The sequence below is a fragment of the Streptomyces sp. A18 genome, from assembly GCF_059026065.1.
In genome coordinates this window covers 229,920-250,860 of the sequence record NZ_JBWLKL010000009.1, presented here as the reverse complement: position 1 = coordinate 250,860, position 20,941 = coordinate 229,920, and the positions used below count along the sequence as shown (strand labels likewise).

Below are 20,941 nucleotides of genomic sequence, written 5' to 3'. Positions count from 1 at the left end.
CACTGGAACCGATGGAACCACTGGACTTCATCGGTATCGGTCTTGGCCCCTTCAACCTCGGCCTCGCCTGCCTGACCGAACCCATCGACGAGCTGAACGGCCTCTTCCTGGAGTCCAAGCCGGACTTCGAGTGGCACTCGGGCATGTTCCTGGAGGGCGCTCACCTCCAGACCCCGTTCATGTCCGACCTCGTCACCCTCGCGGACCCGACGTCCCCCTACTCCTTCCTCAACTACCTGAAGGAATCGGGTCGCCTCTACTCCTTCTACATCCGCGAGAACTTCTATCCGCTGCGCACGGAGTACAACGACTACTGCCGCTGGGCCGCCGCGAAGCTCTCCTCGGTCCGCTTCAGCACGACGGTGACGGAGGTGACGTACGCCGATGATCTGTACGTCGTCCACACCACCACCGGCGACACCTTCCGCGCCCGCCATCTCGTCCTGGGGACGGGCACCCCGCCGCACATCCCCGAGTCGTGCGCGGACCTCGGCGGGGACTTCATCCACAACTCCCGCTATCTGCAGTCCAAGCGGGAGCTGCAGAAGAAGGAGTCGATCACGCTCGTCGGCAGCGGCCAGTCCGCCGCCGAGATCTACCAGGACCTCCTGAGCGAGATCGACGTCCACGGCTACAAGCTCAACTGGGTCACGCGCTCCCCGCGCTTCTTCCCGCTCGAGTACACGAAGCTGACGCTGGAGATGACGTCTCCGGAGTACGTCGACTACTTCCACGCCCTGCCGGAAGCGACCCGCTACCGCCTACAGGATCAGCAGAAGACGCTCTTCAAGGGCATCGACGGCGACCTGATCAACGAGATATTCGATCTTCTCTACCAGAAGAACCTCGGCGGCCCGGTGCCGACGCGGCTGCTCACCAACTCCTCGCTGCGGAGCGCCCGTCACGAGAACGGCACCTACACCCTGGGCCTGCGCCAGGACGAGCAGGGCAAGGACTTCGAGCTGGAATCCGAGGGTCTGATCCTGGCCACCGGCTACCAGTACGTCACGCCCGACTTCCTGGAGCCGGTGCGCGGCCGGATCCGCTGGGACGGCCGGGGGCGCTTCGAGGTCGCCCGCAACTACTCCATAGACACCACCGGGCGCGGCATCTTCCTGCAGAACGGCGCCGTGCACGCCCACTCCCTGACCAGCCCCGACCTGGGCATGGGCCCGTACCGCAACGCGTACATCATCGGTGAGCTGCTCGGCTCCGAGTACTACCCCGTCGAGAAGTCCATCGCCTTCCAGGAGTTCGCCGTATGACCACCCCCACCCCCGCGGAGCTGACCCTCCGCCCCCTCGACCCGCTGAACGACGCCGAGCTCCTGCACGGCTGGGTCACCCACCCCAAGGCATCGTTCTGGATGATGCAGGACGCGACGCTGCCGGACGTCGAGCGCGAGTACATGGCGATCGCCGCCCACGAGCACCACGACGCGTTCATCGGCCTCCACAAAGGCGTCCCCGCCTTCCTGATGGAGCGCTACGACCCCCGGTACGTCGAGCTGGTCGGGCTCTACGAGCCGCAGCCCGGCGACGTGGGCATGCACTTCCTCACCGCGCCGTCCGACGTCCGCATCCCCGGCTTCACCCGTGACGTGATCACCAAGGTCATGGCGACGCTCTTCGCCGACCCGGAGACCCGGCGCGTGGTGGTCGAGCCCGACATCGACAACACGGCCGTGCACGCCCTCAACGAAGCCGTCGGCTTCCGGGCGTCCGAGGTCATCCAGAAGCCGGAGAAGAAGGCTCTGCTGAGCTTCTGCACCCGCGAGCAGTTCTTCGAATGTCACAGCGAACAAGCAGTACGCGAAAGGGAATCGGCGATATGACCCTGTCCGACGCAACGGCGCACCTCTCCCCCGAGCGCTGGGAGCAGGCCAACCGTCTCCTCATCCGCAAAGCCATCGCCGAGTTCGCCCACGAGCGGCTCTTCACCCCGGAGCCACTGGGCGACGACAAATACGTCATCCGCAGCGACGACGCACTGACCCGCTACCGCTTCACCGCCCAGCGGCTGCGGCTCGACCACTGGCAGGTCGACGCCGACTCGATCTCCCGGCACCGCGACGGCACCGAACTCCCCCTGAACGCTCTCGACTTCTTCATTGAGCTACGGACGGCACTCGGTCTGAGCGACGAGATCCTGCCGGTCTACCTGGAGGAGATCTCCTCCACGCTCTCCGGCACCTGCTACAAACTGACCAAGCCCGCGATCCCGGCCGCCGAGCTCTCCCGCTCCGGCTTCCAGGAGATCGAGTCGGGCATGACCGAAGGCCACCCCTGCTTCGTCGCCAACAACGGCAGGCTCGGCTTCGGCGTGCACGAGTACCTCTCGTACGCTCCCGAGACCGCGAGCCCCGTACGGCTGGTCTGGCTGGCGGCGCGCAAGGACCGGGCCGCCTTCACCGCGGGCGCCGGAATCGACTACGAGTCGTTCCTGCGGGACGAGTTGGGCCAGGAGACCCTGGACCGGTTCGACCGCACACTCCGTGACCAGGGCCTGGAGCCGGACAACTACCTCCTGATCCCGGCACACCCCTGGCAGTGGTGGAACAAGCTCTCCGTGACCTTCGCGGCGGAGGTCGCCCAGCGGCACCTGGTCTGCCTGGGCGAGGGCGACGACGAGTACCTCGCCCAGCAGTCGATCCGTACCTTCTTCAACACCAGCGACCCGGCCAAGCACTACGTCAAAACGGCCCTCTCGGTCATCAACATGGGCTTCATGCGCGGACTTTCGGCCGCGTACATGGAGGCGACCCCGGCGATCAACGACTGGCTCGCGAACCTCATCGACACCGACGAGACCCTGAAGTCGACCGGCCTGACGATCATCCGCGAGCGCGCGGCCGTCGGCTATCGCCACCTGGAGTACGAGGCCGCCACCGACCGCTACTCCCCGTACCGCAAAATGCTCGCGGCCCTGTGGCGCGAGAGCCCCGTCCCGTCCCTCGCTGAGGGTGAGCAACTGGCCACGATGGCCTCGCTGTTGCACACCGACCTCGACGGGACGTCCTTCGCGGGCGCCCTCATCGAGCGCTCCGGGCTCACCCCCGCCCAGTGGCTGCGCGGCTACCTGCACGCCTATCTGACGCCCCTGCTGCACAGCTTCTACATGTACGACCTCGTCTTCATGCCGCACGGCGAGAACGTCATCCTGGTCCTGAAGGACGGCGTCGTACAGCGAGCGATCTTCAAGGACATCGCCGAGGAGATCGCGGTCATGGACCCGGACGCGGTGCTCCCGCCGACGGTGGAGCGGCTGCGGGTCGAGGTCCCCGACGACCAGAAGCTCCTGTCCATCTTCACGGACGTCTTCGACTGCTTCTTCCGCTTCCTGTCCGCGAACCTCGTCACGGAGGGCCTGGTGGACGAGGAGACGTTCTGGGGCGCGGTCGCCGAGTGCGTGACCGCCTACCAGGAGGCCACGCCCCAACTGGCGGACAAGTTCAAGCAGTTCGACATGTTCGCCCCCGAGTTCGCGCGCTCCTGCCTGAACCGGCTCCAGCTGCGGGACAACGAGCAGATGGTGGACCTCGCCGATCCGGCGGGCGCGCTGCAGCTGATCGGGACGTTGAGGAACCCGATCGCGTAGCCACACCCTGATAAGCCGAGTGGGCTCCCGGGACGGTCCCCGGGAGCCCACTCTCATGTGCCCGCGCGATTACTCGCCGGGCCAGGGAACCTCAGGCGCCTTGTAGTAGCCGATGCCCAACGCGTCCCAGCGCGGCCCCTGTTCAGCGAGCCGCACCTTGTACGTGTCCCAGTCGTGCGTCGACGCGGGCGACCAGCCGAGCTCGGCGATGCCGGGCAGGCGTGGGAACGCCATGTACTCGATGTGCGCGGACGTCGAGAGCGTCTCCGACCACAGCGGTGCCTCGACACCCTGGATCGACTCCGCGGGCGCGCCCGTCAGGTACGTGCCCGGGTCCCAGTCGTAACTGCGCTGCACCGAGACGTATCCGGCCCAGGACAGACCCAGCGGGGTGTCCTTGTCGTACTTCATGTCGAGGTAGGACCGGTCGGCGGGCGAGAGGATCAGCTTGGTGCCGTTCTTCGCCGCGTTCGCGACCTGCTCGCGCTCGGCGGCGCTGGTGGCGTCGTAGCCCCAGTACTGCGCGAGGGCGCCCTTCGCCGGTGTGGCGCCGGTCAGCTGGTGCCAGCCGATCGCGGTCTTGCCGTACTTGGCGACCACGGGCTGCACCTTGTTCATGAACTCCACATAGTCCTCGTGGCTGGTGGAGTGCGCCTCGTCGCCGCCGATGTGGATGTACTTGCCGGGTGTCATGGCGGCGATCTCGCGGATGACGTCGTCCACGAAGTCGTACGTGATGTCCTTCTTCACGCACAGCGAGCTGAAGCCGACCTCGGTACCGGTGTAGAGCGGCGGCGCGACGCCGTCGCAGTTCAGCTCGGCGTACGAGGCGAGCGCGGCGTTCGTGTGGCCCGGCATGTCGATCTCGGGGATCACCTCGAGCTGCCGCGACGCCGCGTACTGGACGATGTCCTTGTACTGGGCCTTGGTGTAGTAGCCGCCCTCGCCGCCGCCGACCTGCGTGGATCCGCCGTACGTCGCGAGCCTGGGCCAGGAGTCGATGGCGATGCGCCAGCCCTGGTCGTCGCTCAGGTGCAGGTGCAGCTTGTTGACCTTGTAGAGCGACATCTGGTCGATGTAGCGCTTGACCTTGTCGACCGAGAAGAAGTGCCGCGACACGTCGAGCATCGCGCTGCGGTACTCGTAGCGGGGCGCGTCCTTGATGGTGCCGCCCGCGACCAGCCAGGGGCCCTTCTGCTTGGTCTTCTTCTCTGCGGCTGCCGGGAGTTGCTGCCGCAGCGTCTGGACCCCGTAGAAGAGCCCCGCGGCCTTGCGGGCCGTGATGGTGACGGAACCGCGCTTCGATTCGAGGCGGTAGCCCTCGTTCCCCAGGGACTTGTCCTTGGAGCTCAGCCGCAGCCGGATCCCGTCGCGGCCCTCGTCGTCGGTGACCTTCAGGGAGTATCCGGTGGAGGGGCGCAGCACGCCCGCCAGATAGCCGCCGATCCTCTTCGCGTCACGCGAGTCGTCGACCCGGATGCGGGTCTTGGAGTCGATCTCGTACGGGGATCCGCCCGGGACGGCGGACGCGGGGGCCGGGACGACCTGGCCGAGCGGGGTCGGGGTGGTGGCCGTGGCTGCCTCCCTGGCTCCGCTGCCGCCGCCCGGCGCAGCGGCCACGGAGGAGAATCCGGCTGCCGCCACGAGCAGCAACGATCCGAACAGGCGGGTCGATCTGTGGTGCTGTCTCACGAGCGGGTCCCTTCGACGGGCCATCACTGTGGTGCATCAAAATCGAACGGTCACCATGGGTACCCTGCGCCCCGTGGCGGGTCAAGGGTGTAGACCACTTCCGGGGCCCGCCGGTGGAAGAATCGCCCCCATGGCGGAAATCATCCAGCGCGACGGGACCTGGACCTTCGACGGAGAGACGTTGCGTCTTGTGCCGGGACGCGACAAGAACGTGTCCCTGCTGCGCAAGTCACTGGGCGAACTCGCCGTGCCGCTCGGCGCGTTGGCGGGCATCGCCTTCGAGCAGGGCAAGAAGTCGGGGCGGCTGAGGCTGCGGCTGCGGGACGGCGCCGACCCGCTGCTCCAGGCCGCGGGGGGCAAGCTCGGGGACGCCGATCCGTACCAACTGACGGTGGAGTCGGACCGCTACGGGGTCGCGGAGTACGTCGTGGACGAGGTCCGCAACGCGCTGCTCCTCGAGCAGGTGCCGGCCGCGCCCTGCGACAGCTATCTCCTGACGGGCCCTTCGGTGCCGCTTTCGGTGTCGGCCGGGGACGGCACGGCGAGCTTCGACGGCGAGCACATCCGTCTGGAGTGGAACTGGAAGACGGAGGAGGCGAAGTCGGCGGCCGGTACGCGCTCGCTGGCCCTCGCGGATGTGGCCGCGGTGGAGTGGCAGCCCGCCGTGGGGCTGGAGAACGGCTACCTCCGCTTCACCGTGCGGCACTCCCCCACGAAGGCCCCGCCGAAGTACGACCCGAACTCGGTCGAGCTGTGGGGCTTCAAGAAGGACCCGCTGATGGCGCTGGTCGCTGCCGCTGTGCAGGTGCGGTTGCCACATCCGGCGGGGGCGGGTGTCTCGGAGCCCCCGGAGGTTCCGGCTGCTCTGTCGGCGGCTGCCGCGCCCGCGCCTGCTCCCGTGGAGGACGATCACGACGCGTTGCTGCGGAGGCTTCGTGAGCTGGGGGAGCTTCACCTGTCCGGGATACTCACGGACGAGGAGTTCACTGCGGCCAAACAGGCGGTCCTGAAGCGGCTGTGAGCCAAAAGACCTTCCCTCCCACCCACCCGATTGCCCCGCCCGCACCCCCATCGGGGCCGATATTCGACGCGATCCTGCCCGGAATCGGGCAGGATTGTTGCACGTAGAGGCCTCTTCCTTCAGGATCAACGAATGCACGACGACCTGGTGGACCACCTGACCCGCAGCACCCCGCTCCAGCGGGGCGAAGCTCTGCGGGTCATCCAGGACGTGCTCGCCTACTTCGACGAGACGACCGAAGAATTCGTCCGTCGCCGCCACCGCGAACTGCAAGGTCAGGGCCTGCTGAACGCGGCGATCTTCGAACAGATCTCGGCGGATCTCCAGTACCGCGCGGTCGCGCCGCCCGAGCTCACCCTCCGGCAGCTGCGCCGCCTCATCTACGGCTAGAAGTACCGAAAACCCTCTACGGCTAGGACACCCTCTATGTGTGGAATCGTCGGTTATATCGGCAAGCGTGACGTGGCCCCCCTCCTCCTCGAAGGCCTCCAGCGCCTGGAGTACCGCGGCTACGACTCCGCGGGCGTGGTCATCACCAGCCCCAAGGCCAATGGCCTGAAGATGGTCAAGGCGAAGGGCCGCGTCCGCGACCTGGAGGCCAAGGTGCCCGCCCGCTTCAAGGGCACCACCGGCATCGCGCACACCCGCTGGGCCACCCACGGCGCCCCGTCCGACGAGAACGCCCACCCGCACATGTCGGGCGACGACAAGGTCGCCGTCGTCCACAACGGCATCATCGACAACGCGTCCGAGCTGCGCGCCAAGCTCACCGCCGACGGCGTCGAGTTCCTCTCCGAGACGGACACCGAGGTCCTCACCCACCTCATCGCCCGCGCCCAGGCGGACAAGCTGGAGGACAAGGTCCGCGAGGCCCTGCGCCACATCGAGGGCACGTACGGCATCGCCGTCCTGCACGCCGACTTCAACGACCGCATCGTCGTCGCCCGCAACGGCTCCCCCGTCGTCCTCGGCATCGGCGAGAAGGAGATGTTCGTCGCCTCGGACGTCGCCGCGCTCGTCTCGCACACCCGCCAGGTCGTCACCCTCGACGACGGCGAGATGGCCACCATCAAGGCCGACGACTACCGCACGTACACGACCGAGGGCTCGCGCACGACCGCCTCGCCGACCACCGTGGAGTGGGAGGCCGAGTCGTACGACATGGGCGGCCACGACACGTACATGCACAAGGAGATCTTCGAGCAGCCCGACGCCGTGGACCGCGTCCTGCGCGGCCGCATCGACGACCGCTTCTCCACCGTGCACCTCGGCGGCCTGAACCTGGACGCGCACGACGCCCGCAAGGTGCGCCGCGTCAAGATCCTCGGCTGCGGCACCTCGTACCACGCGGGCATGATCGGCGCCCAGATGATCGAGGAGCTGGCCCGCATCCCCGCCGACGCGGAGCCCGCGTCCGAGTTCCGCTACCGCAACGCGGTCGTGGACCCCGACACCCTCTACATCGCCGTCTCGCAGTCCGGCGAGACGTACGACGTACTCGCCGCCGTCCAGGAGCTGAAGCGCAAGGGCGCCCGCGTCCTGGGCGTCGTGAACGTCGTCGGCTCCGCGATCGCCCGTGAGGCCGACGCGGGCGTGTACGTCCACGCGGGCCCGGAGGTCTGCGTCGTCTCGACCAAGTGCTTCACGAACACCACGGTCGCCTTCGGCCTGCTCGCCCTGCACCTGGGCCGCATCCGCGACCTGTCGGTCTCCGACGGCAAGCGGATCATCGAGGGCCTGCGCAAGCTGCCCGGCCAGATCTCGGAGATCCTCAAGCAGGAGGACGAGATCAAGAAGATCGCAAAGGAGTACGCGGAGGCCCGCTCCATGCTCTTCATCGGGCGCGTACGGGGCTACCCCGTCGCCCGCGAGGCCTCGCTCAAGCTCAAGGAGGTCTCGTACATCCACGCCGAGGCCTACCCCGCGTCCGAGCTCAAGCACGGCCCGCTCGCGCTCATCGAGCCCGCGCTCCCGACGGTCGCGATCGTCCCGGACGACGACCTCCTGGAGAAGAACCGCGCCGCCCTGGAGGAGATCAAGGCCCGCAGCGGCAAGATCCTCGCGGTCGCCCACCAGGAGCAGGAGAAGGCCGACCAGACCATCCTGGTCCCGAAGAACGAGAACGAGCTGGACCCGATCCTGATGGGCATCCCGCTCCAACTCCTCGCCTACCACACGGCGTTGGCGCTCGGCCGGGACATCGACAAGCCGCGCAACCTGGCGAAGTCGGTCACGGTCGAGTAGTCCTCACGAGCCGGGCGGTTTCAGCCGGTCGGACCGCCCCGTGACATGGTTTCAGCCGGTCGGACCGCCCCGTGACATGAACGACCCCTCGCGCGTGCCACCAAGCGTGCGAGGGGTCGTTCTTCAGGGGTCAGGGGCGCCCATTCCCCCGACCCGTGCCCTGCCTCATCCGGTGGCCGTCACTCCCCGGTCGGCAGGTGGTCGTGCCCCCTGTACGTACCCTTCACAAGGGCGCAACCCACCTCTACGCACGAGTAGATTTATCTACACGGCAAGGAAGTTGACGGCTCGCCACCCTCACCCCACCTGGGGCGAAGGGACGTTACGGAATGACCACCACGGGCCGTTGCGCGCGGCGCGCGAGCCGGCCCGCGACGGAGCCGAAGATGCGCCCCACGATCCCGTGCGTCGATCCGACGACGATCGCGTCCGCCGAGTACTCCCGGCCGACCTCTTCGAGTTCGTGGCAGATGTCGCCACCGCGCTCGACGAGGATCCAGGGCACTTCGGTCAGATAGTCCGCACAGGCCAGCTCGAGGCCGAGTACTTCCGTGCGGTGGTCCGGCACATCGACGAAGACCGGAGGCTCGCAGCCCGCCCACACCGTGGTGGGGAGCCTGTTCGCGACATGGACGATGATCAGGCCGGAGCCGGACCGATGGGCCATCCCGATCGCGTACGAGAGAGCGCGCTCACTCGAGGTCGAGCCGTCGAAACCGACGACGACCCCGTGCCGGAAGGCCGGATCGCAGGAATGACGTGGTTCTTCCGCCGCCTGGGGGGTCGCCGTGGGGTCGGCGACCTGCCGCTTGCGGTCCGCTGGTTCGGAGAATTCGTGACCGGCCATGGGTGTCTCGGCGAAGGAGTCCTCTGTGGGAGGGTCTGTTCTGTTCGGGTCGTACGGCGCATTGTGGAGCGGAACGGACAAGATCGGACAGGGTCGAGGAGGAGCGGCGACGACCGGAGCTGTGTCCGGGAATCATCTTCCCAACCCCATACCCCTAAGGGTACGGCGACACTCCTCTCCTGCCCAGAGCTTGCTACCGGCCCTGCAGGGAGCCTCACGGCGTTCACCGGAGCATGCATGAGAGGCGCCCGTATGGCAATGGTTGCTGCCTCGTACAGGCGGTTTGCGCACCCACCCGCGCGGCACCCACGCGGGCGACCTTCGGCCACAAGGTTCACGCCAGTGACCGGCCGAGCGACCACGCGTTGAACCTCGGTACGCCACCGCCACAGGGAGCCCGCCGTGCCTGGACCGCCGCCCGTGTCCTCCCAGGGCACGACGTCCTCACATGTCACGACGCAGAGCCGCCGACCGCAGCCGGAGGGGGCGCACGAGCGTCCGCGTGGCGGCGTCCCCGCGCCGCGCGCCGAGGAGCCTCCGCCCGCGCCTCCACAGGATTCCGCGAGTGATGTCGTGCGCTGGGCGGCGTTCAGCTGCGTCCTGGTTCCCGTCGTCCTCGTGGGGTACGGGACATCACTGGCGGGGGCCGCCGGGTCGGCCCTCGGGCTCGTGGCCGTGACGGGGGTCTGCCGGCTGCTTCTGCGGCAGTCCGAGCGGGGAGCGGCGCGGGCGGCCGAGCGGGCGGCCGATGAGCGAGGCGGCGAGCGCCGCGGGCGGCACGGAAGGACGGGCGCGGGGGCGCACCGGGGCGGTCGGCATGCTGGTGGGTCCGCGCCGGAGGACTGACCGATTCGCGCGCACTCCACCGCATCTTTTCAGCCAACTTCCTATGGCCATGCATTCCTTGGCCGAAGGGGTACTCAACCCCGGTCCCACCAGGGCCGAAAGGCATGCGGAAGGCGTCTGAACCCTACGGGGACCGGCCACCGGGCCGAGGCGCACTTCCCAGCAACGCCCGTGAGTGCAACGCTTCGTGATCGACTGCTTCACGCCAAGTTGCCATGTCGACATAGTGCCGGGTCCTTAACTGGTCACCCCGGCAGCACGGGACGCAGTAGATTCGATCATGACTGTATTACGGCGGGGGACTGGTGGAGGACCGAGGGGAAACGTGCAGGAGCGACAGGTCCGACAGGAACGCCAAGAGCGCCGGGAACACAGAGAACACCGAGAACACCGAGAACGCATAGACCGCAGAAAACACAGAGAACACAGAGCACGCCAAGAACAGGGAGCCGCGACGACCGAGGGGGGCTTAGCGCCATGAGCCACGACTCCACTGCCGTGCAAGAAGCCGCGTCGCGGAAGCTTTCCGGGCGCCGCCGCAGGGAGATTGTCGCGGTGCTGCTGTTCAGCGGTGGCCCCATCTTCGAGAGTTCGATACCGCTCTCCGTGTTCGGGATCGACCGGCAGGACGCCGGGGTACCCCGTTACCGGCTGCTGGTCTGCGCCGGCGAAGAGGGGCCACTGCGTACGACCGGGGGGCTCGAACTCACCGCGCCACATGGCCTGGAGGCGATCGGGCGCGCGGGCACCGTCGTGGTGCCTGCCTGGCGGTCGATCACATCGCCGCCGCCGCCGGAGGCACTGGACGCGCTGCGCCGGGCGCACGAAGAGGGCGCCCGCATCGTGGGTCTGTGCACCGGAGCCTTCGTGCTCGCGGCGGCCGGCCTGCTGGACGGCCGGCCCGCGACCACGCACTGGATGTACGCACCGACGCTGGCCAAGCGGTATCCGTCCGTCCATGTGGACCCGCGTGAGCTCTTCGTCGACGACGGGGACGTGCTCACGAGCGCGGGGACCGCGGCCGGAATTGACCTGTGCCTGCACATCGTGCGCACGGACCACGGCAACGAGGCGGCGGGCGCGCTCGCCCGCAGGCTCGTCGTGCCTCCGCGCAGGGCCGGCGGCCAGGAGCGCTATCTCGACAGGTCTTTACCGGAGGAGATCGGCGCCGACCCGCTCGCCGAGGTCGTCGCCTGGGCCCTGGAGCATCTCCACGAGCAGTTCGACGTGGAGACCCTGGCCGCGCGCGCCTACATGAGCAGGCGGACCTTCGACCGCAGGTTCCGCTCGCTCACCGGGAGCGCTCCCCTGCAGTGGCTGATCACTCAGCGCGTACTGCAGGCACAGCGGCTGCTCGAGACCTCCGACTACTCCGTCGACGAGGTCGCGGGCCGCTGCGGCTTCCGCTCGCCCGTGGCCCTGCGCGGTCACTTCCGGCGCCAGCTGGGCTCGTCGCCCGCCGCCTACCGGGCCGCTTATCGCGCCCGCAGGCCGCAGGGGGGTGAGCGCGCACTGCTGGAATCCGCGCCCGCCGCCACGGCGACGGTGAACGCGGAGGGCGGGCCCGTGCCCTCGCAGACCCGGCGTACGGCGGCCGCGAGCGCCTTCGGCCCGTCGGCCTCGCTGTCCGCGGATCCGGGAAAGCCGAGCTCGGATATGTACGCACCAGGACGTCCGCCACTGCCCGGCCAGAGGAGCGCGCCGTAGGGTAAGACGCATGAACGATCGCATGGTGTGGATCGACTGTGAGATGACCGGGCTCTCGCTGGCGGACGACGCACTTATCGAGGTGGCCGCACTGGTCACCGACTCGGAACTGAACGTGCTCGGCGAAGGTGTGGACATCGTGATCCGCCCGCCGGACGCGGCGCTGGAGACCATGCCCGAGGTGGTGCGCAAAATGCACACCGCCTCGGGGCTCCTCGACGAACTGGCGTCGGGCACGACGCTGGCCGCCGCCGAGGAGCAGGTCCTGGCGTACGTACGTGAACACGTCAAGGAGCCCCGCAAGGCTCCGCTCTGCGGGAACTCGGTCGGCACCGACCGTGGCTTCCTGCTGCGCGACATGCAGACGCTGGAGGAGTTCCTCCACTACCGCATCGTCGACGTCTCCTCGATCAAGGAACTCGCCCGGCGGTGGTACCCCCGGGCGTACTTCAACAGCCCGGACAAGAACGGCAACCACCGGGCACTGGCCGACATCCGCGAGTCCATCGCCGAGCTGCGCTACTACCGCGAGGCGGTCTTCGTGCCGCAGCCGGGCCCGGACTCGGACACCGCGAAAACCATCGCGGCGAAGTACGTGCTGCCCGCGGAGTAGCCTCCGCGGAACCCTCTGTACGGGGTCCGGAAAACGCGTGCGCGAGCACCCCTTCGGACCCTGTACACTTTTTCTCGGCCGGTCGGAAGAACGAAAACGACCGGACATGGTGGGTGTAGCTCAGTTGGTAGAGCACCTGGTTGTGGTCCAGGTGGCCGCGGGTTCAAGTCCCGTCACTCACCCTGAATGATCAAGGCCCGGTCCGCGGAAGCGGACCGGGCCTTCTTCGTGTCCGTGCGCGGTTCAGACGGTCAGGGGGACGGGGTGGACCTCGTCGGCCCGGTGGCCGGCACGTTCGTGAATGCGTTGGACCGCCTCGGCCGATGGCGCCTCGGAGAGACAGTAGACCGTGCCGGACTTCGGATCCGCCCAGGCCTTCTTGAAGTGAACGCCTTCTTCCTTCTCGATGGCGAGGTCGGCCTGGTGAGCCTCCTTCAGCTGGTCGGCCGTGATGTCCTTCATCCCGTGGTGGACGTCCATGAACTGGGACATGGCGCCGCACCCCCTTCCGGCTCGCGCGTTGGGGCGTTCAGGGCTGCCGAGCCCGCTCGCCAGCCCCACTATCTCCATCCTGCGCCCGTAGGACCGCGGGTGCGACTGAGCGCCCCGCGGGGCCGGCGGTTCGGCGGGGCGGGCCCTCACACGGGGCGTGAATGCCGCCCTCATGGCCGCCCCTCGCACACCCTTCCCGGTCGCAGGGGGTCCGTGCAGAGTGCGTGTGGCGCTTCGTGTGGCCCGTGACGGTACGGGGTCCCGGGGCGTACGGGCCGTCGGTTGCCTCCCGCGTCGGCGGCCCGTCCCTCATGCCGCCGGAGCCGGCCGCTCACTCAGGACGAGGCCCGTTCCACCAGTTCCGTCGGCAGCACCAGTTGGCGCTGCTCCAGGCGGCGGGCCGATGCCGGGCGGTCGTCCGCGATCTCGGCCAGCAGGAGATCGATCATCGCCCGGCCCATCTCCTCGATCGGCTGGCGCACGCTCGTCAGCGGTGGGTCCATGTGGCGGGCGATCGCCGAGTCGTCGAAGCCGACGAGCGCCACGTCGTCGGGTATCCGGCGCCCGGCCTCCCTGAGGACCTGCCGGGCACCCGCGGCCATCACGTCCGAGCCCGCGAACACCGCGTCGATCCCGGGGCACGCATCGAGCAGCTCCGTCATCGCCCGGCGGCCGCCCTCCTCCGTGAAGTCGCCGGCCGCGATCAGTCGCTCGTCCACCGGGCGGCCCGCGTCCGACAGCGCCGCGCGGTAGCCGTCCAGGCGGCGCTGGGCGCCGTAGACGTCCAGGCGGCCGGTGATGGTGGCTATGGACGTGCGGCCCCGCGTCAGGAGGTGCTCCACCGCGCAGTGCGCTCCGGCGAAGTTGTCCGAGTCGACCGAGGGCAGCGCCTCGTCGGCCGAGCGGCGGCCGCTGATCACCGCGGGGATCTCCAGCTGGGCGAGCAGATCGGGCAGCGGGTCGTCGGCGTGGACCGAGACCAGGAGGACTCCGTCGACGCGGTGGGCCGCGAGGTACTGGGCAAGGCGCTGGCGCCTGCGGTCGTTCCCGGCGAAGATCAGGAGCAGCTGCATCTCCGTCTCGCCGAGCTCGGCCCCGACACCGCGCAGGACGTCGGAGAAGTACGGCTCGGCGAAGAAGCGGGTCTCGGGCTCGGGCACGACCAGGGCGATGGCGTCGGTGCGGTTGGCGGCGAGGGCGCGGGCCGCCGTGTTCGGGACGTAACCGAGCTCCGCGACGGCCGCCTCGACCGCCGTCCGGGTCGCCTCGCTCACCCGCGGCGAGCCGTTGATCACCCGGGAGACCGTCCCGCGGCCCACTCCCGCCCTTGCGGCGACCTCCTCCAGCGTCGGTCGCCCGCCACTGCGGCCGCGCGCACCGTGAGCTGCCATTGTCCGCCTCCCGTCGCACTTCCCCCGGCGAGGAATGTAGAGGAATGTAACAGCCTGATCATCTCCGAGCGGATGGGCCGAACGCGCGAGCTCCCTCGCAGCGGCCCGAGTGCAACCCGAGCACGGTCCGAGTAACAGCCCGATAACTGAAGGCATATCTCGCTGTCCGGTCCCTTGACACCCCCGCTCCCAGCCACGACTCTTCAACTCATCACTTGTGGGAGCGCTCCCACACTACCTGACACGTACACATCCCGCACGTTCCCCGCCCGCGCCGCAGACTCAAACAACGGGGCAAGAAGTGCAGTTGGCCGGGGGGTCGGCACGTCAGGCAACAGGAGGACGCAATGCGCACGAGTTCCCGCCGATCCGGTCGGCTGGTGGCCTTCGCGGCCGTGACCGCGCTGGCCGGCAGTCTGCTGGCCGGTTGTTCCAGCGATGACGAGAGCGGCTCGGAGGGCGGCGACGGCAAGGTCACGCTCAATGTGGGCACGTTCGGCGTCCTGGGCCTGAAGCAGGCAGGTCTCTACGACGAGTACGAGAAGTCGCACCCGAACATCAAGATCAAAGAGAACGTCATCGAGCGCAACGACGCCTACTACCCGAAGCTGCTCACCCAGCTCCAGTCGGGCGCGGGCGTGAACGACGTCGCCGCCATAGAGGTCAGCAACATCACCGAGGTCGTGCAGACCCAGGGCGCCAAGTTCGAGGACCTGGGCAAGGCCGAGGGCGTGGACAAGGCCACGTACCTCGACTGGAAGTGGAAGCAGGCCACCACCGAGGACGGCAAGACGATCGGCCTCGGCGTCGACATCGGCCCGACGGCGCTCTGTTACCGCAAGGACCTCTTCGAGAAGGCGGGCCTTCCCACCGACCGCGAGGAGCTCGCCAAGGCGTGGGCCGGCGACTGGGACAAGTACGTCGCGCTCGGCGAGAAGTACATGAAGAAGGCGCCCAAGGGCACCAAGTTCGTCGACTCCGCCTCCAGTGTCTACAACGCCGTCTTCGCCGGTGCGAAAGAGCGGTACTACGACAAGGGCGGCAAGGAGATCTACCAGGACAGCCAGGGCCGCAAGGACGCCTGGGACGCGGCGATGAAGGTCGCGCAGGGCGGCATGTCCTCCAAGCTCAAGCAGTTCGACCCGACGTGGGACCAGGGCTTCGCCAACGCCAAGTTCGCCACCGTGGCCTGCCCCGCGTGGATGGCCGGTTACATCCAGGAGAAGACGGGCCCGGAGGGCAAGGGCCAGTGGGACATGGCCAAGGCGCCCACGGACGGCAACTGGGGCGGAACGTTCCTCGGGGTGCCGAGCGCGGGCAAGCACAAGAAGGAGGCGACCGAGCTCGCCGTCTGGCTGACCCAGCCCGAACAGCTCGCGAAGGTCTTCGCCAAGCAGGCCAGCTTCCCGTCCACCCCGTCGGTCTATGACTCGCTGAAGCCGTCGCCCGCGACCAAGGCGTACTTCAACGACGCCCCCATCACGGAGACCTTCGCCGGCATCGCGGAGAACACCCCCGCGGCCGTCTACGGCATCAAGGACGCCCAGATCGGCCAGTCCATCACGGACATCGGTGTCCTCCAGGTGGAGCAACAGGGCAAGTCCCCGGCGGAGGGCTGGAAGGCCGCTCAGGAAGAGATCAAGGATGTTCTGGGACAGTGACGCCCATGTCCGAGACCACTGAGTACGCCGAGACCGCGTCCCCCGGCGAGGGGGACGCGGCCCCGGCCGCGTCCGGGATCCGCAAGGACTCCCCCACGTCCTCGTGGCGCAGCCGCCTGTACCGCTGGGACATAAAGGCGTCGCCGTATGTCTTCGTCGCCCCGTTCTTCCTCTTCTTCGGCGCCTTCGGGCTGTTCCCGCTGCTCTACACGGGCTGGGCGTCGCTGCACCGTCTGTCGCTGACCGACCTCGACGGCAGCACCTGGATCGGCCTGGAGAACTACACCAACCTGCTGCAGAGCGACTACTTCTGGAACGCTCTCGGCAACACCTTCACCATCGGTGTCATCTCCACCGTCCCCCAGCTCGCCGTCGCGCTCGGTATCGCGCATCTGCTCAACTACAAGCTGCGCGGCTCCACTCTGTGGCGCGTGGCGATGCTCGCTCCGTACGCCACGTCCGTCGCGAGCGCCTCACTGGTCTTCACGCTGCTCTTCGCCTGGGACGGCGGCATGGTCAACTGGCTGGCCGGGTCCATCGGCATCGATCCCATCAACTGGCGTGAATCGTCGTGGGGTTCGCAGTTCGCGGTGTCGTCGATCGTCATCTGGCGGTGGACCGGCTACAACGCGCTGATCTACCTGGCGGCGATGCAGGCCGTGCCGCACGACCTGTACGAGTCGGCCTCGCTGGACGGCGCGTCGCGCTGGCAGCAGTTCCGACACGTGACGATCCCGATGCTGCGCCCGACGATCCTGTTCACGGTGGTCGTCTCGACCATCGGTGCGACCCAACTCTTCGGCGAGCCACTGCTGTTCGGTGGTACGGCCGGGTCCAAGGGCGGCGCGGACCACCAGTTCCAGACGCTGGGTCTCTATCTGTACGACCAGGGCTGGATCAACGGCCATCTGGGGCGCGCTTCGGCCGTCGCCTGGCTGATGCTCGTGATCCTGCTGCTCATCGCCGCGGTCAATCTGCTGATCGCCCGACGTCTGAGGAAGGCCCAATGAAGTCCCGCACCACGGGCCCGACGACCGACCTCGCCACGGACGACGCGCCGGCCGATGTGGTCACGAGCCCGAAGACGGACCGTGCCCCCGCCCGGAAGTCGGGCCGCCCACTCGGGCTCAAGGCCGGGCGCACGATGCACGCGGGGCCCGTGACCTACATCGTGCTCACGCTGTTCACCGCCGTCTCACTGGCCCCGCTGATCTGGACGGCGATCGCGGCGTCGCGGACCAGCGGGCGGCTCGCCCAGACCCCGCCGCCCGTGTGGTTCGGCGGGAACCTCTTCAAGAACCTGGAGCGGGCCTGGACCGAGGCGAGCCTGGGCGACGCGATGCTCAACACCACGATCGTGGCGGGCAGCATCACGATCGGCACCGTCCTGTTCTCCACGATCGCCGGATTCGCCTTCGCCAAGCTGAAGTTCAGGTTCAGCGGTCTGCTGCTCCTCCTGACGATCGGCACGATGATGGTGCCGCCGCAGCTGAGTGTCGTACCGCTCTATCTGTGGGTCGCCGACCTGCAGTGGACCAATCAGCTGCAGGCGGTGATCCTGCCGACGTTCGTGAGCGCCTTCGGGGTGTTCTTCATGCGGCAGTACCTCCTTCAGGCGCTGCCGAGCGAGCTCATCGAGGCGGCCCGGATGGACGGGGCGAGCAGCCTGCGGATCATCTGGCACGTGGTGTTCCCGGCGGCGCGGCCCGCGATGGCGGTCCTGGGTCTGCTGACGTTCGTCATGGCCTGGAACGACTTCCTCTGGCCGATCATCGCCCTGAACCAGTCGAACCCCACCGTGCAGGTGGCGCTCAACTCCCTCGGTACGGGCTACATCCCGGACCGTGCGGTGATCATGGCGGGCGCACTGCTCGGCACACTGCCGCTGCTCCTGGCATTCATCCTCTTCGGCAAGCAGATCGTGAGCGGCATCATGCAGGGCGCCGTCAAGGGCTGAGGCCCCGCCCCGGCCGCCGTATCCCTCCAGCCAGGGCCGAGCCGCCGCCACCTCGGCCCTGGTCACCACATCTCCCCTTCTCCCCTTTCTCTTCCTTGTCCTTCCCCCCTTCCATGGGAGCGCTTCCATGCCTGAATCCCTCACCTTTCCGACCGATTTCCTCTGGGGCGCGGCCACGTCCGCGTACCAGATCGAGGGCGCCGTACGCGAAGACGGCCGCACCCCCTCCATCTGGGACACCTTCAGCCACACGCCCGGCAGGACGGCCGACGGCGACACCGGTGACGTGGCCGTCGAGCACTACCACCGCTACCGCGACGACGTGGCGCTCATGGCGGACCTCGGCCTGAACGCCTACCGCTTCTCCGTCTCCTGGTCCCGGGTCCAGCCCACCGGCCGCGGTCCCGCCGTGCAGCGCGGCCTCGACTTCTACCGGCGGCTGGTGGACGAGCTGCTCGGCAAGGGCATCAAACCCGCCCTGACCCTCTACCACTGGGACCTGCCGCAGGAGTTGGAGGACGCGGGCGGCTGGCCGGCGCGCGAGACCGCGTACCGGTTCGCGGAGTACGCGGGCTTCGTCGCCGAGGCGCTCGGTGACCGCGTCGAGTCGTGGATCACCCTCAACGAGCCGTGGTGCAGCGCCTTCCTGGGCTACGGCTCCGGCGTGCACGCACCCGGCCGCACCGACCCGGCCGCCGCGCTGCAGGCCGCGCACCACCTCAACCTCGCGCACGGCCTGGGCACACAGGCGCTGCGCGCCGCCCTGCCGGCCCGCGCCCGGGTCGCGGTGAGCCTCAACTCGTCCGTGGTCAGGGCGTTTTCGGACAGCCCCGCGGACCTGGACGCACGCCGCCGCATCGACAACCTCGCCAACGGCATCTTCCACGGCCCGATGCTGCACGGCGCCTACCCGGCGGACCTGCTCACCGACACGGCACGCATCACCGACTGGTCCTTCGTGCACGAGGGCGACCTGGCCGCCGCGCACCAGCCGCTGGACGCGCTCGGCCTGAACTACTACACGCCCGCGCTGGTCTCGGCCGCTCAGGGCGACCCCGCGAACGCACGCAACGACGGGCACGGCGCGAGCGACCACTCCCCGTGGCCCGGCTCCGACGACGTGGCCTTCCACCAGACGCCGGGCGACCGCACCGAGATGGGCTGGACCATCGACCCGACGGGCCTGCACGAGCTGATCATGCGCTACAGCCGGGAGGCACCGGGCCTCCCGCTGTACGTCACCGAGAACGGCGCGGCCTACGACGACAAGCCCGACGCGGACGGCCGCGTCCACGACCCGGAGCGCATCGCCTACCTCCACGGCCACTTGGCCGCCGTCCGCGGGGCCATCACGGACGGCGCCGACGTCCGCGGCTACTACCTCTGGTCCCTCATGGACAACTTCGAGTGGTCGTACGGCTACGGCAAGCGCTTCGGCGCGGTATACGTCGACTACGAGACGCAGGCCCGCGTCCCGAAGTCCAGCGCCCACTGGTACGCGGCGGTCGCGGCCGCCGGTGAGCTGCCGCTGGAGGGCGCCGTGGGCTGACCCCGCAGAGGTGGGCGCCCCGACCGGGTGGGGGGATGCCGGTCGAGGCGCCGTGGGGGGGTGGTGGCTCTGTTGCCGTGGGACTACTTGTAGGCGGCGAACGCCTTCGTGAAGGCGAGCGGCTCCTGCTCGATGGACGAACAGGTCGGCTGCGCACCGTTGTTGGCGCCGCCCTCGCAGGCCTTGTCGCGGGTGGACGACCACATCGCCAGCCAGCCGATGCCCTTCTCCTCGGCGAACTTCACCAGCTCGGTGGCGTCGTCGACCTTGAAGATCTCGGTGGTGACGTCGTTCACGCCGATCATCGGCGTGACGGCGACGGTCTTCCAGGCCGCCTCGTCGGACAGGTCCAGGGCGCCCTTGATCTGCTTCTGCGTGGCGGTCGCGGCGTCGATGGCGTACTGGCCCATGTCACCGCTGTAGGACGGCCCGTAGTCCATCGCCATGATGTTGACGGCGGAAACCTTCACGCCGTTCTTCTTGGCGTCGGCGACGAGGTCGACGCCCGGCTGGGTCAGACCCTCGGGCATGACGGGCAGCGTGAACGAGACGTCCAGGCCCTCGTGGTCCTTCTGCAGCTGCGCGATGGCCTGTGCGCGGCGGGTGTTGGCAGCGGTGTCGGGCAGGGCGGCGCCCTCGATGTCGAAGTCGACCTTGGTCAGCTTGTACTTGTCGATGACCTTGCCGTACGCCTTGGCCAGCTCGTCGGCGCTGTTGCACTTGAGGCCGAGCTCGGATCCCGCGGCGCCGCCGAAGGACACGCGTACGTCGCCGCCCTTGGCCCGCAGGTCGCCGATCTGCGAGGCGACCTTGTCGTCGTCGAGCCCGGTGGTGCCGCCCCACAGGGGCTCGCAGCTGCCGCCGGAGGTGATGAAGGCGAGCGTGAACTCCTTCACGCCGGTCTTGGCCGCGGTGTCGACGAGGTCGTACGCGGGGGCGAGTGAAGTGTCCACGAACGGGGCGAACTTGGCCGGGGTGGCCGCCTTGGCGGGGGTCTTCTCCGCGGGGGCCTTGGTCGCGAGGGCCGTCCCGGAGAAGAGGAAAGCGCCGCCGCCGATGAGGCCGGCGGCCACGAGCCCGCCTATGACCTTGGACTTGGTGCTCACCGTGCGCCGATGCGTGCTGCTCATCGCGTGCCTGCCTTAGCTGTGCGGGGGTGGGGGTGGGGGTGCGTCAGCAACCTAGCCCCGCGGCGACGCGACACAGCGGGCAATTCGGTCTCTGCACTGGATCTTAGGGCGGGCTTAAGGGAGCGATCGGGGGTGGTTAAAGGTCGCCGGGGAGCTGCCGGGTGATCGGGTGGGTCGGTGGGTGGGAAAGATCC

General features: G+C 68.6%; 17 protein-coding genes, 1 tRNA gene and 1 pseudogene. 14 read left to right on the top strand and 5 right to left on the bottom strand.

The features are described 5' to 3' along the window. Window positions 1–11: 11 nt before the first annotated feature. The 3 genes from AC5P1C_RS17780 to AC5P1C_RS17770 are packed head-to-tail and all read left to right on the top strand — an operon-like array spanning window position 12 to window position 3,597. Window positions 12–1,265: a lysine N(6)-hydroxylase/L-ornithine N(5)-oxygenase family protein gene (locus AC5P1C_RS17780; protein WP_493866801.1), complete on the top strand. Its 1,254-nt coding sequence runs from the start codon at window positions 12–14 to the stop codon at window positions 1,263–1,265. After that, window positions 1,262–1,834: a GNAT family N-acetyltransferase gene (locus AC5P1C_RS17775; RefSeq protein ID WP_493866800.1), complete on the top strand. Its 573-nt coding sequence runs from the start codon at window positions 1,262–1,264 to the stop codon at window positions 1,832–1,834. The genes AC5P1C_RS17780 and AC5P1C_RS17775 overlap by 4 nt, the downstream gene beginning before the upstream one ends. Beyond that, on the top strand, window positions 1,831–3,597 hold the full coding sequence (locus tag AC5P1C_RS17770; RefSeq protein WP_493866799.1) for an IucA/IucC family protein: 1,767 nt from the start codon (window positions 1,831–1,833) through the stop codon (window positions 3,595–3,597). Before AC5P1C_RS17775 ends, AC5P1C_RS17770 begins: the two co-directional genes overlap by 4 nt. A 69-nt stretch (window positions 3,598–3,666) precedes the next feature. Here AC5P1C_RS17770 and AC5P1C_RS17765 read toward each other — a convergent pair whose 3' ends face one another. After that, window positions 3,667–5,289, bottom strand: a complete 1,623-nt coding sequence (locus tag AC5P1C_RS17765) for a beta-N-acetylhexosaminidase (protein WP_493866798.1) — start codon at window positions 5,287–5,289, stop codon at window positions 3,667–3,669. Window positions 5,290–5,419: 130 nt separating this feature from the next. Between AC5P1C_RS17765 and AC5P1C_RS17760 the strand changes: the two genes are divergently transcribed. The 3 genes from AC5P1C_RS17760 (at window position 5,420) to glmS (ending at window position 8,554) form a co-directional block, all read left to right on the top strand. Continuing rightward, window positions 5,420–6,310, top strand: a complete 891-nt coding sequence (locus AC5P1C_RS17760) for a DUF4429 domain-containing protein (RefSeq protein WP_493866797.1) — start codon at window positions 5,420–5,422, stop codon at window positions 6,308–6,310. 132 nt (window positions 6,311–6,442) lie between these two features. Continuing rightward, window positions 6,443–6,700 carry a hypothetical protein gene (locus AC5P1C_RS17755; RefSeq protein ID WP_160505170.1) on the top strand — a complete coding sequence of 86 codons (258 nt, stop codon included), beginning with the start codon at window positions 6,443–6,445 and terminating at the stop codon, window positions 6,698–6,700. A gap of 36 nt (window positions 6,701–6,736) precedes the next feature. Further along, entirely contained in the window at window positions 6,737–8,554 is a 1,818-nt protein-coding gene (glmS, locus tag AC5P1C_RS17750) for a glutamine--fructose-6-phosphate transaminase (isomerizing) (protein WP_493866796.1), read from the top strand. Between the two features lie 322 nt (window positions 8,555–8,876). Here glmS and AC5P1C_RS17745 read toward each other — a convergent pair whose 3' ends face one another. After that, on the bottom strand, window positions 8,877–9,401 hold the full coding sequence (locus tag AC5P1C_RS17745; RefSeq protein WP_493866795.1) for a universal stress protein: 525 nt from the start codon (window positions 9,399–9,401) through the stop codon (window positions 8,877–8,879). A 573-nt stretch (window positions 9,402–9,974) separates the two neighbouring features. Between AC5P1C_RS17745 and AC5P1C_RS17740 the strand changes: the two genes are divergently transcribed. The 4 genes from AC5P1C_RS17740 (at window position 9,975) to AC5P1C_RS17725 (ending at window position 12,749) form a co-directional block, all read left to right on the top strand. Next, window positions 9,975–10,247: a hypothetical protein gene (locus AC5P1C_RS17740; protein ID WP_493866849.1), complete on the top strand. Its 273-nt coding sequence runs from the start codon at window positions 9,975–9,977 to the stop codon at window positions 10,245–10,247. Between the two features lie 477 nt (window positions 10,248–10,724). Continuing rightward, window positions 10,725–11,954 carry a GlxA family transcriptional regulator gene (locus tag AC5P1C_RS17735; protein WP_493866794.1) on the top strand — a complete coding sequence of 410 codons (1,230 nt, stop codon included), beginning with the start codon at window positions 10,725–10,727 and terminating at the stop codon, window positions 11,952–11,954. A gap of 10 nt (window positions 11,955–11,964) precedes the next feature. Continuing rightward, a complete protein-coding gene (gene orn, locus AC5P1C_RS17730; RefSeq protein ID WP_493866793.1) occupies window positions 11,965–12,567 on the top strand; it encodes an oligoribonuclease in 603 nt (200 codons plus the stop codon). Window positions 12,568–12,676: 109 nt separating this feature from the next. Further along, window positions 12,677–12,749 (top strand) — tRNA-His (locus AC5P1C_RS17725). A gap of 61 nt (window positions 12,750–12,810) precedes the next feature. Here the strand turns inward: AC5P1C_RS17725 and AC5P1C_RS17720 are convergent. Then, window positions 12,811–13,059 (bottom strand): SCO4226 family nickel-binding protein, encoded by a 249-nt coding sequence (locus AC5P1C_RS17720; protein WP_493866792.1) that lies wholly within the window; start codon window positions 13,057–13,059, stop codon window positions 12,811–12,813. A gap of 335 nt (window positions 13,060–13,394) precedes the next feature. Then, a complete protein-coding gene (locus AC5P1C_RS17715) occupies window positions 13,395–14,450 on the bottom strand; it encodes a LacI family DNA-binding transcriptional regulator (RefSeq protein WP_493866791.1) in 1,056 nt (351 codons plus the stop codon). A gap of 347 nt (window positions 14,451–14,797) precedes the next feature. Here AC5P1C_RS17715 and AC5P1C_RS17710 point away from each other — a divergent pair, with 347 nt between their 5' ends. The 4 genes from AC5P1C_RS17710 (at window position 14,798) to AC5P1C_RS17695 (ending at window position 19,617) form a co-directional block, all read left to right on the top strand. Then, window positions 14,798–16,111, top strand: coding sequence for an ABC transporter substrate-binding protein (locus tag AC5P1C_RS17710; protein WP_493866790.1), 1,314 nt, complete (start codon window positions 14,798–14,800; stop codon window positions 16,109–16,111). Between the two features lie 5 nt (window positions 16,112–16,116). Then, window positions 16,117–17,121, top strand: coding sequence for a carbohydrate ABC transporter permease (locus AC5P1C_RS17705; protein ID WP_493866789.1), 1,005 nt, complete (start codon window positions 16,117–16,119; stop codon window positions 17,119–17,121). Continuing rightward, on the top strand, window positions 17,118–18,068 hold the full coding sequence (locus AC5P1C_RS17700) for a carbohydrate ABC transporter permease (RefSeq protein ID WP_493866788.1): 951 nt from the start codon (window positions 17,118–17,120) through the stop codon (window positions 18,066–18,068). Before AC5P1C_RS17705 ends, AC5P1C_RS17700 begins: the two co-directional genes overlap by 4 nt. A gap of 127 nt (window positions 18,069–18,195) precedes the next feature. Then, entirely contained in the window at window positions 18,196–19,617 is a 1,422-nt protein-coding gene (locus tag AC5P1C_RS17695) for a GH1 family beta-glucosidase (RefSeq protein ID WP_493866787.1), read from the top strand. An 83-nt stretch (window positions 19,618–19,700) separates the two neighbouring features. Here the strand turns inward: AC5P1C_RS17695 and AC5P1C_RS17690 are convergent. Further along, window positions 19,701–20,645, bottom strand: a pseudogene (locus AC5P1C_RS17690) (chitinase); the annotation flags it as partial. Between the last annotated feature and the right edge of the window lie 296 nt (window positions 20,646–20,941).

Excerpts from the sequence above, each read along its gene's own strand:
- AC5P1C_RS17780 (WP_493866801.1), top strand. The coding sequence starts at position 12 with ATGGAACCACTGGACTTCATCGGTATCGGTCTTGGCCCCTTCAACCTC.
- AC5P1C_RS17775 (WP_493866800.1), top strand. The coding sequence starts at position 1,262 with ATGACCACCCCCACCCCCGCGGAGCTGACCCTCCGCCCCCTCGACCCG.
- AC5P1C_RS17770 (WP_493866799.1), top strand. The coding sequence starts at position 1,831 with ATGACCCTGTCCGACGCAACGGCGCACCTCTCCCCCGAGCGCTGGGAG.
- AC5P1C_RS17760 (WP_493866797.1), top strand. The coding sequence starts at position 5,420 with ATGGCGGAAATCATCCAGCGCGACGGGACCTGGACCTTCGACGGAGAG.
- AC5P1C_RS17755 (WP_160505170.1), top strand. The coding sequence starts at position 6,443 with ATGCACGACGACCTGGTGGACCACCTGACCCGCAGCACCCCGCTCCAG.
- glmS (WP_493866796.1), top strand. The coding sequence starts at position 6,737 with ATGTGTGGAATCGTCGGTTATATCGGCAAGCGTGACGTGGCCCCCCTC.
- AC5P1C_RS17745 (WP_493866795.1), bottom strand. The coding sequence starts at position 9,401 with ATGGCCGGTCACGAATTCTCCGAACCAGCGGACCGCAAGCGGCAGGTC.
- AC5P1C_RS17735 (WP_493866794.1), top strand. The coding sequence starts at position 10,725 with ATGAGCCACGACTCCACTGCCGTGCAAGAAGCCGCGTCGCGGAAGCTT.
- orn (WP_493866793.1), top strand. The coding sequence starts at position 11,965 with ATGAACGATCGCATGGTGTGGATCGACTGTGAGATGACCGGGCTCTCG.
- AC5P1C_RS17720 (WP_493866792.1), bottom strand. The coding sequence starts at position 13,059 with ATGTCCCAGTTCATGGACGTCCACCACGGGATGAAGGACATCACGGCC.
- AC5P1C_RS17715 (WP_493866791.1), bottom strand. The coding sequence starts at position 14,450 with ATGGCAGCTCACGGTGCGCGCGGCCGCAGTGGCGGGCGACCGACGCTG.
- AC5P1C_RS17710 (WP_493866790.1), top strand. The coding sequence starts at position 14,798 with ATGCGCACGAGTTCCCGCCGATCCGGTCGGCTGGTGGCCTTCGCGGCC.
- AC5P1C_RS17705 (WP_493866789.1), top strand. The coding sequence starts at position 16,117 with ATGTCCGAGACCACTGAGTACGCCGAGACCGCGTCCCCCGGCGAGGGG.
- AC5P1C_RS17700 (WP_493866788.1), top strand. The coding sequence starts at position 17,118 with ATGAAGTCCCGCACCACGGGCCCGACGACCGACCTCGCCACGGACGAC.
- AC5P1C_RS17695 (WP_493866787.1), top strand. The coding sequence starts at position 18,196 with ATGCCTGAATCCCTCACCTTTCCGACCGATTTCCTCTGGGGCGCGGCC.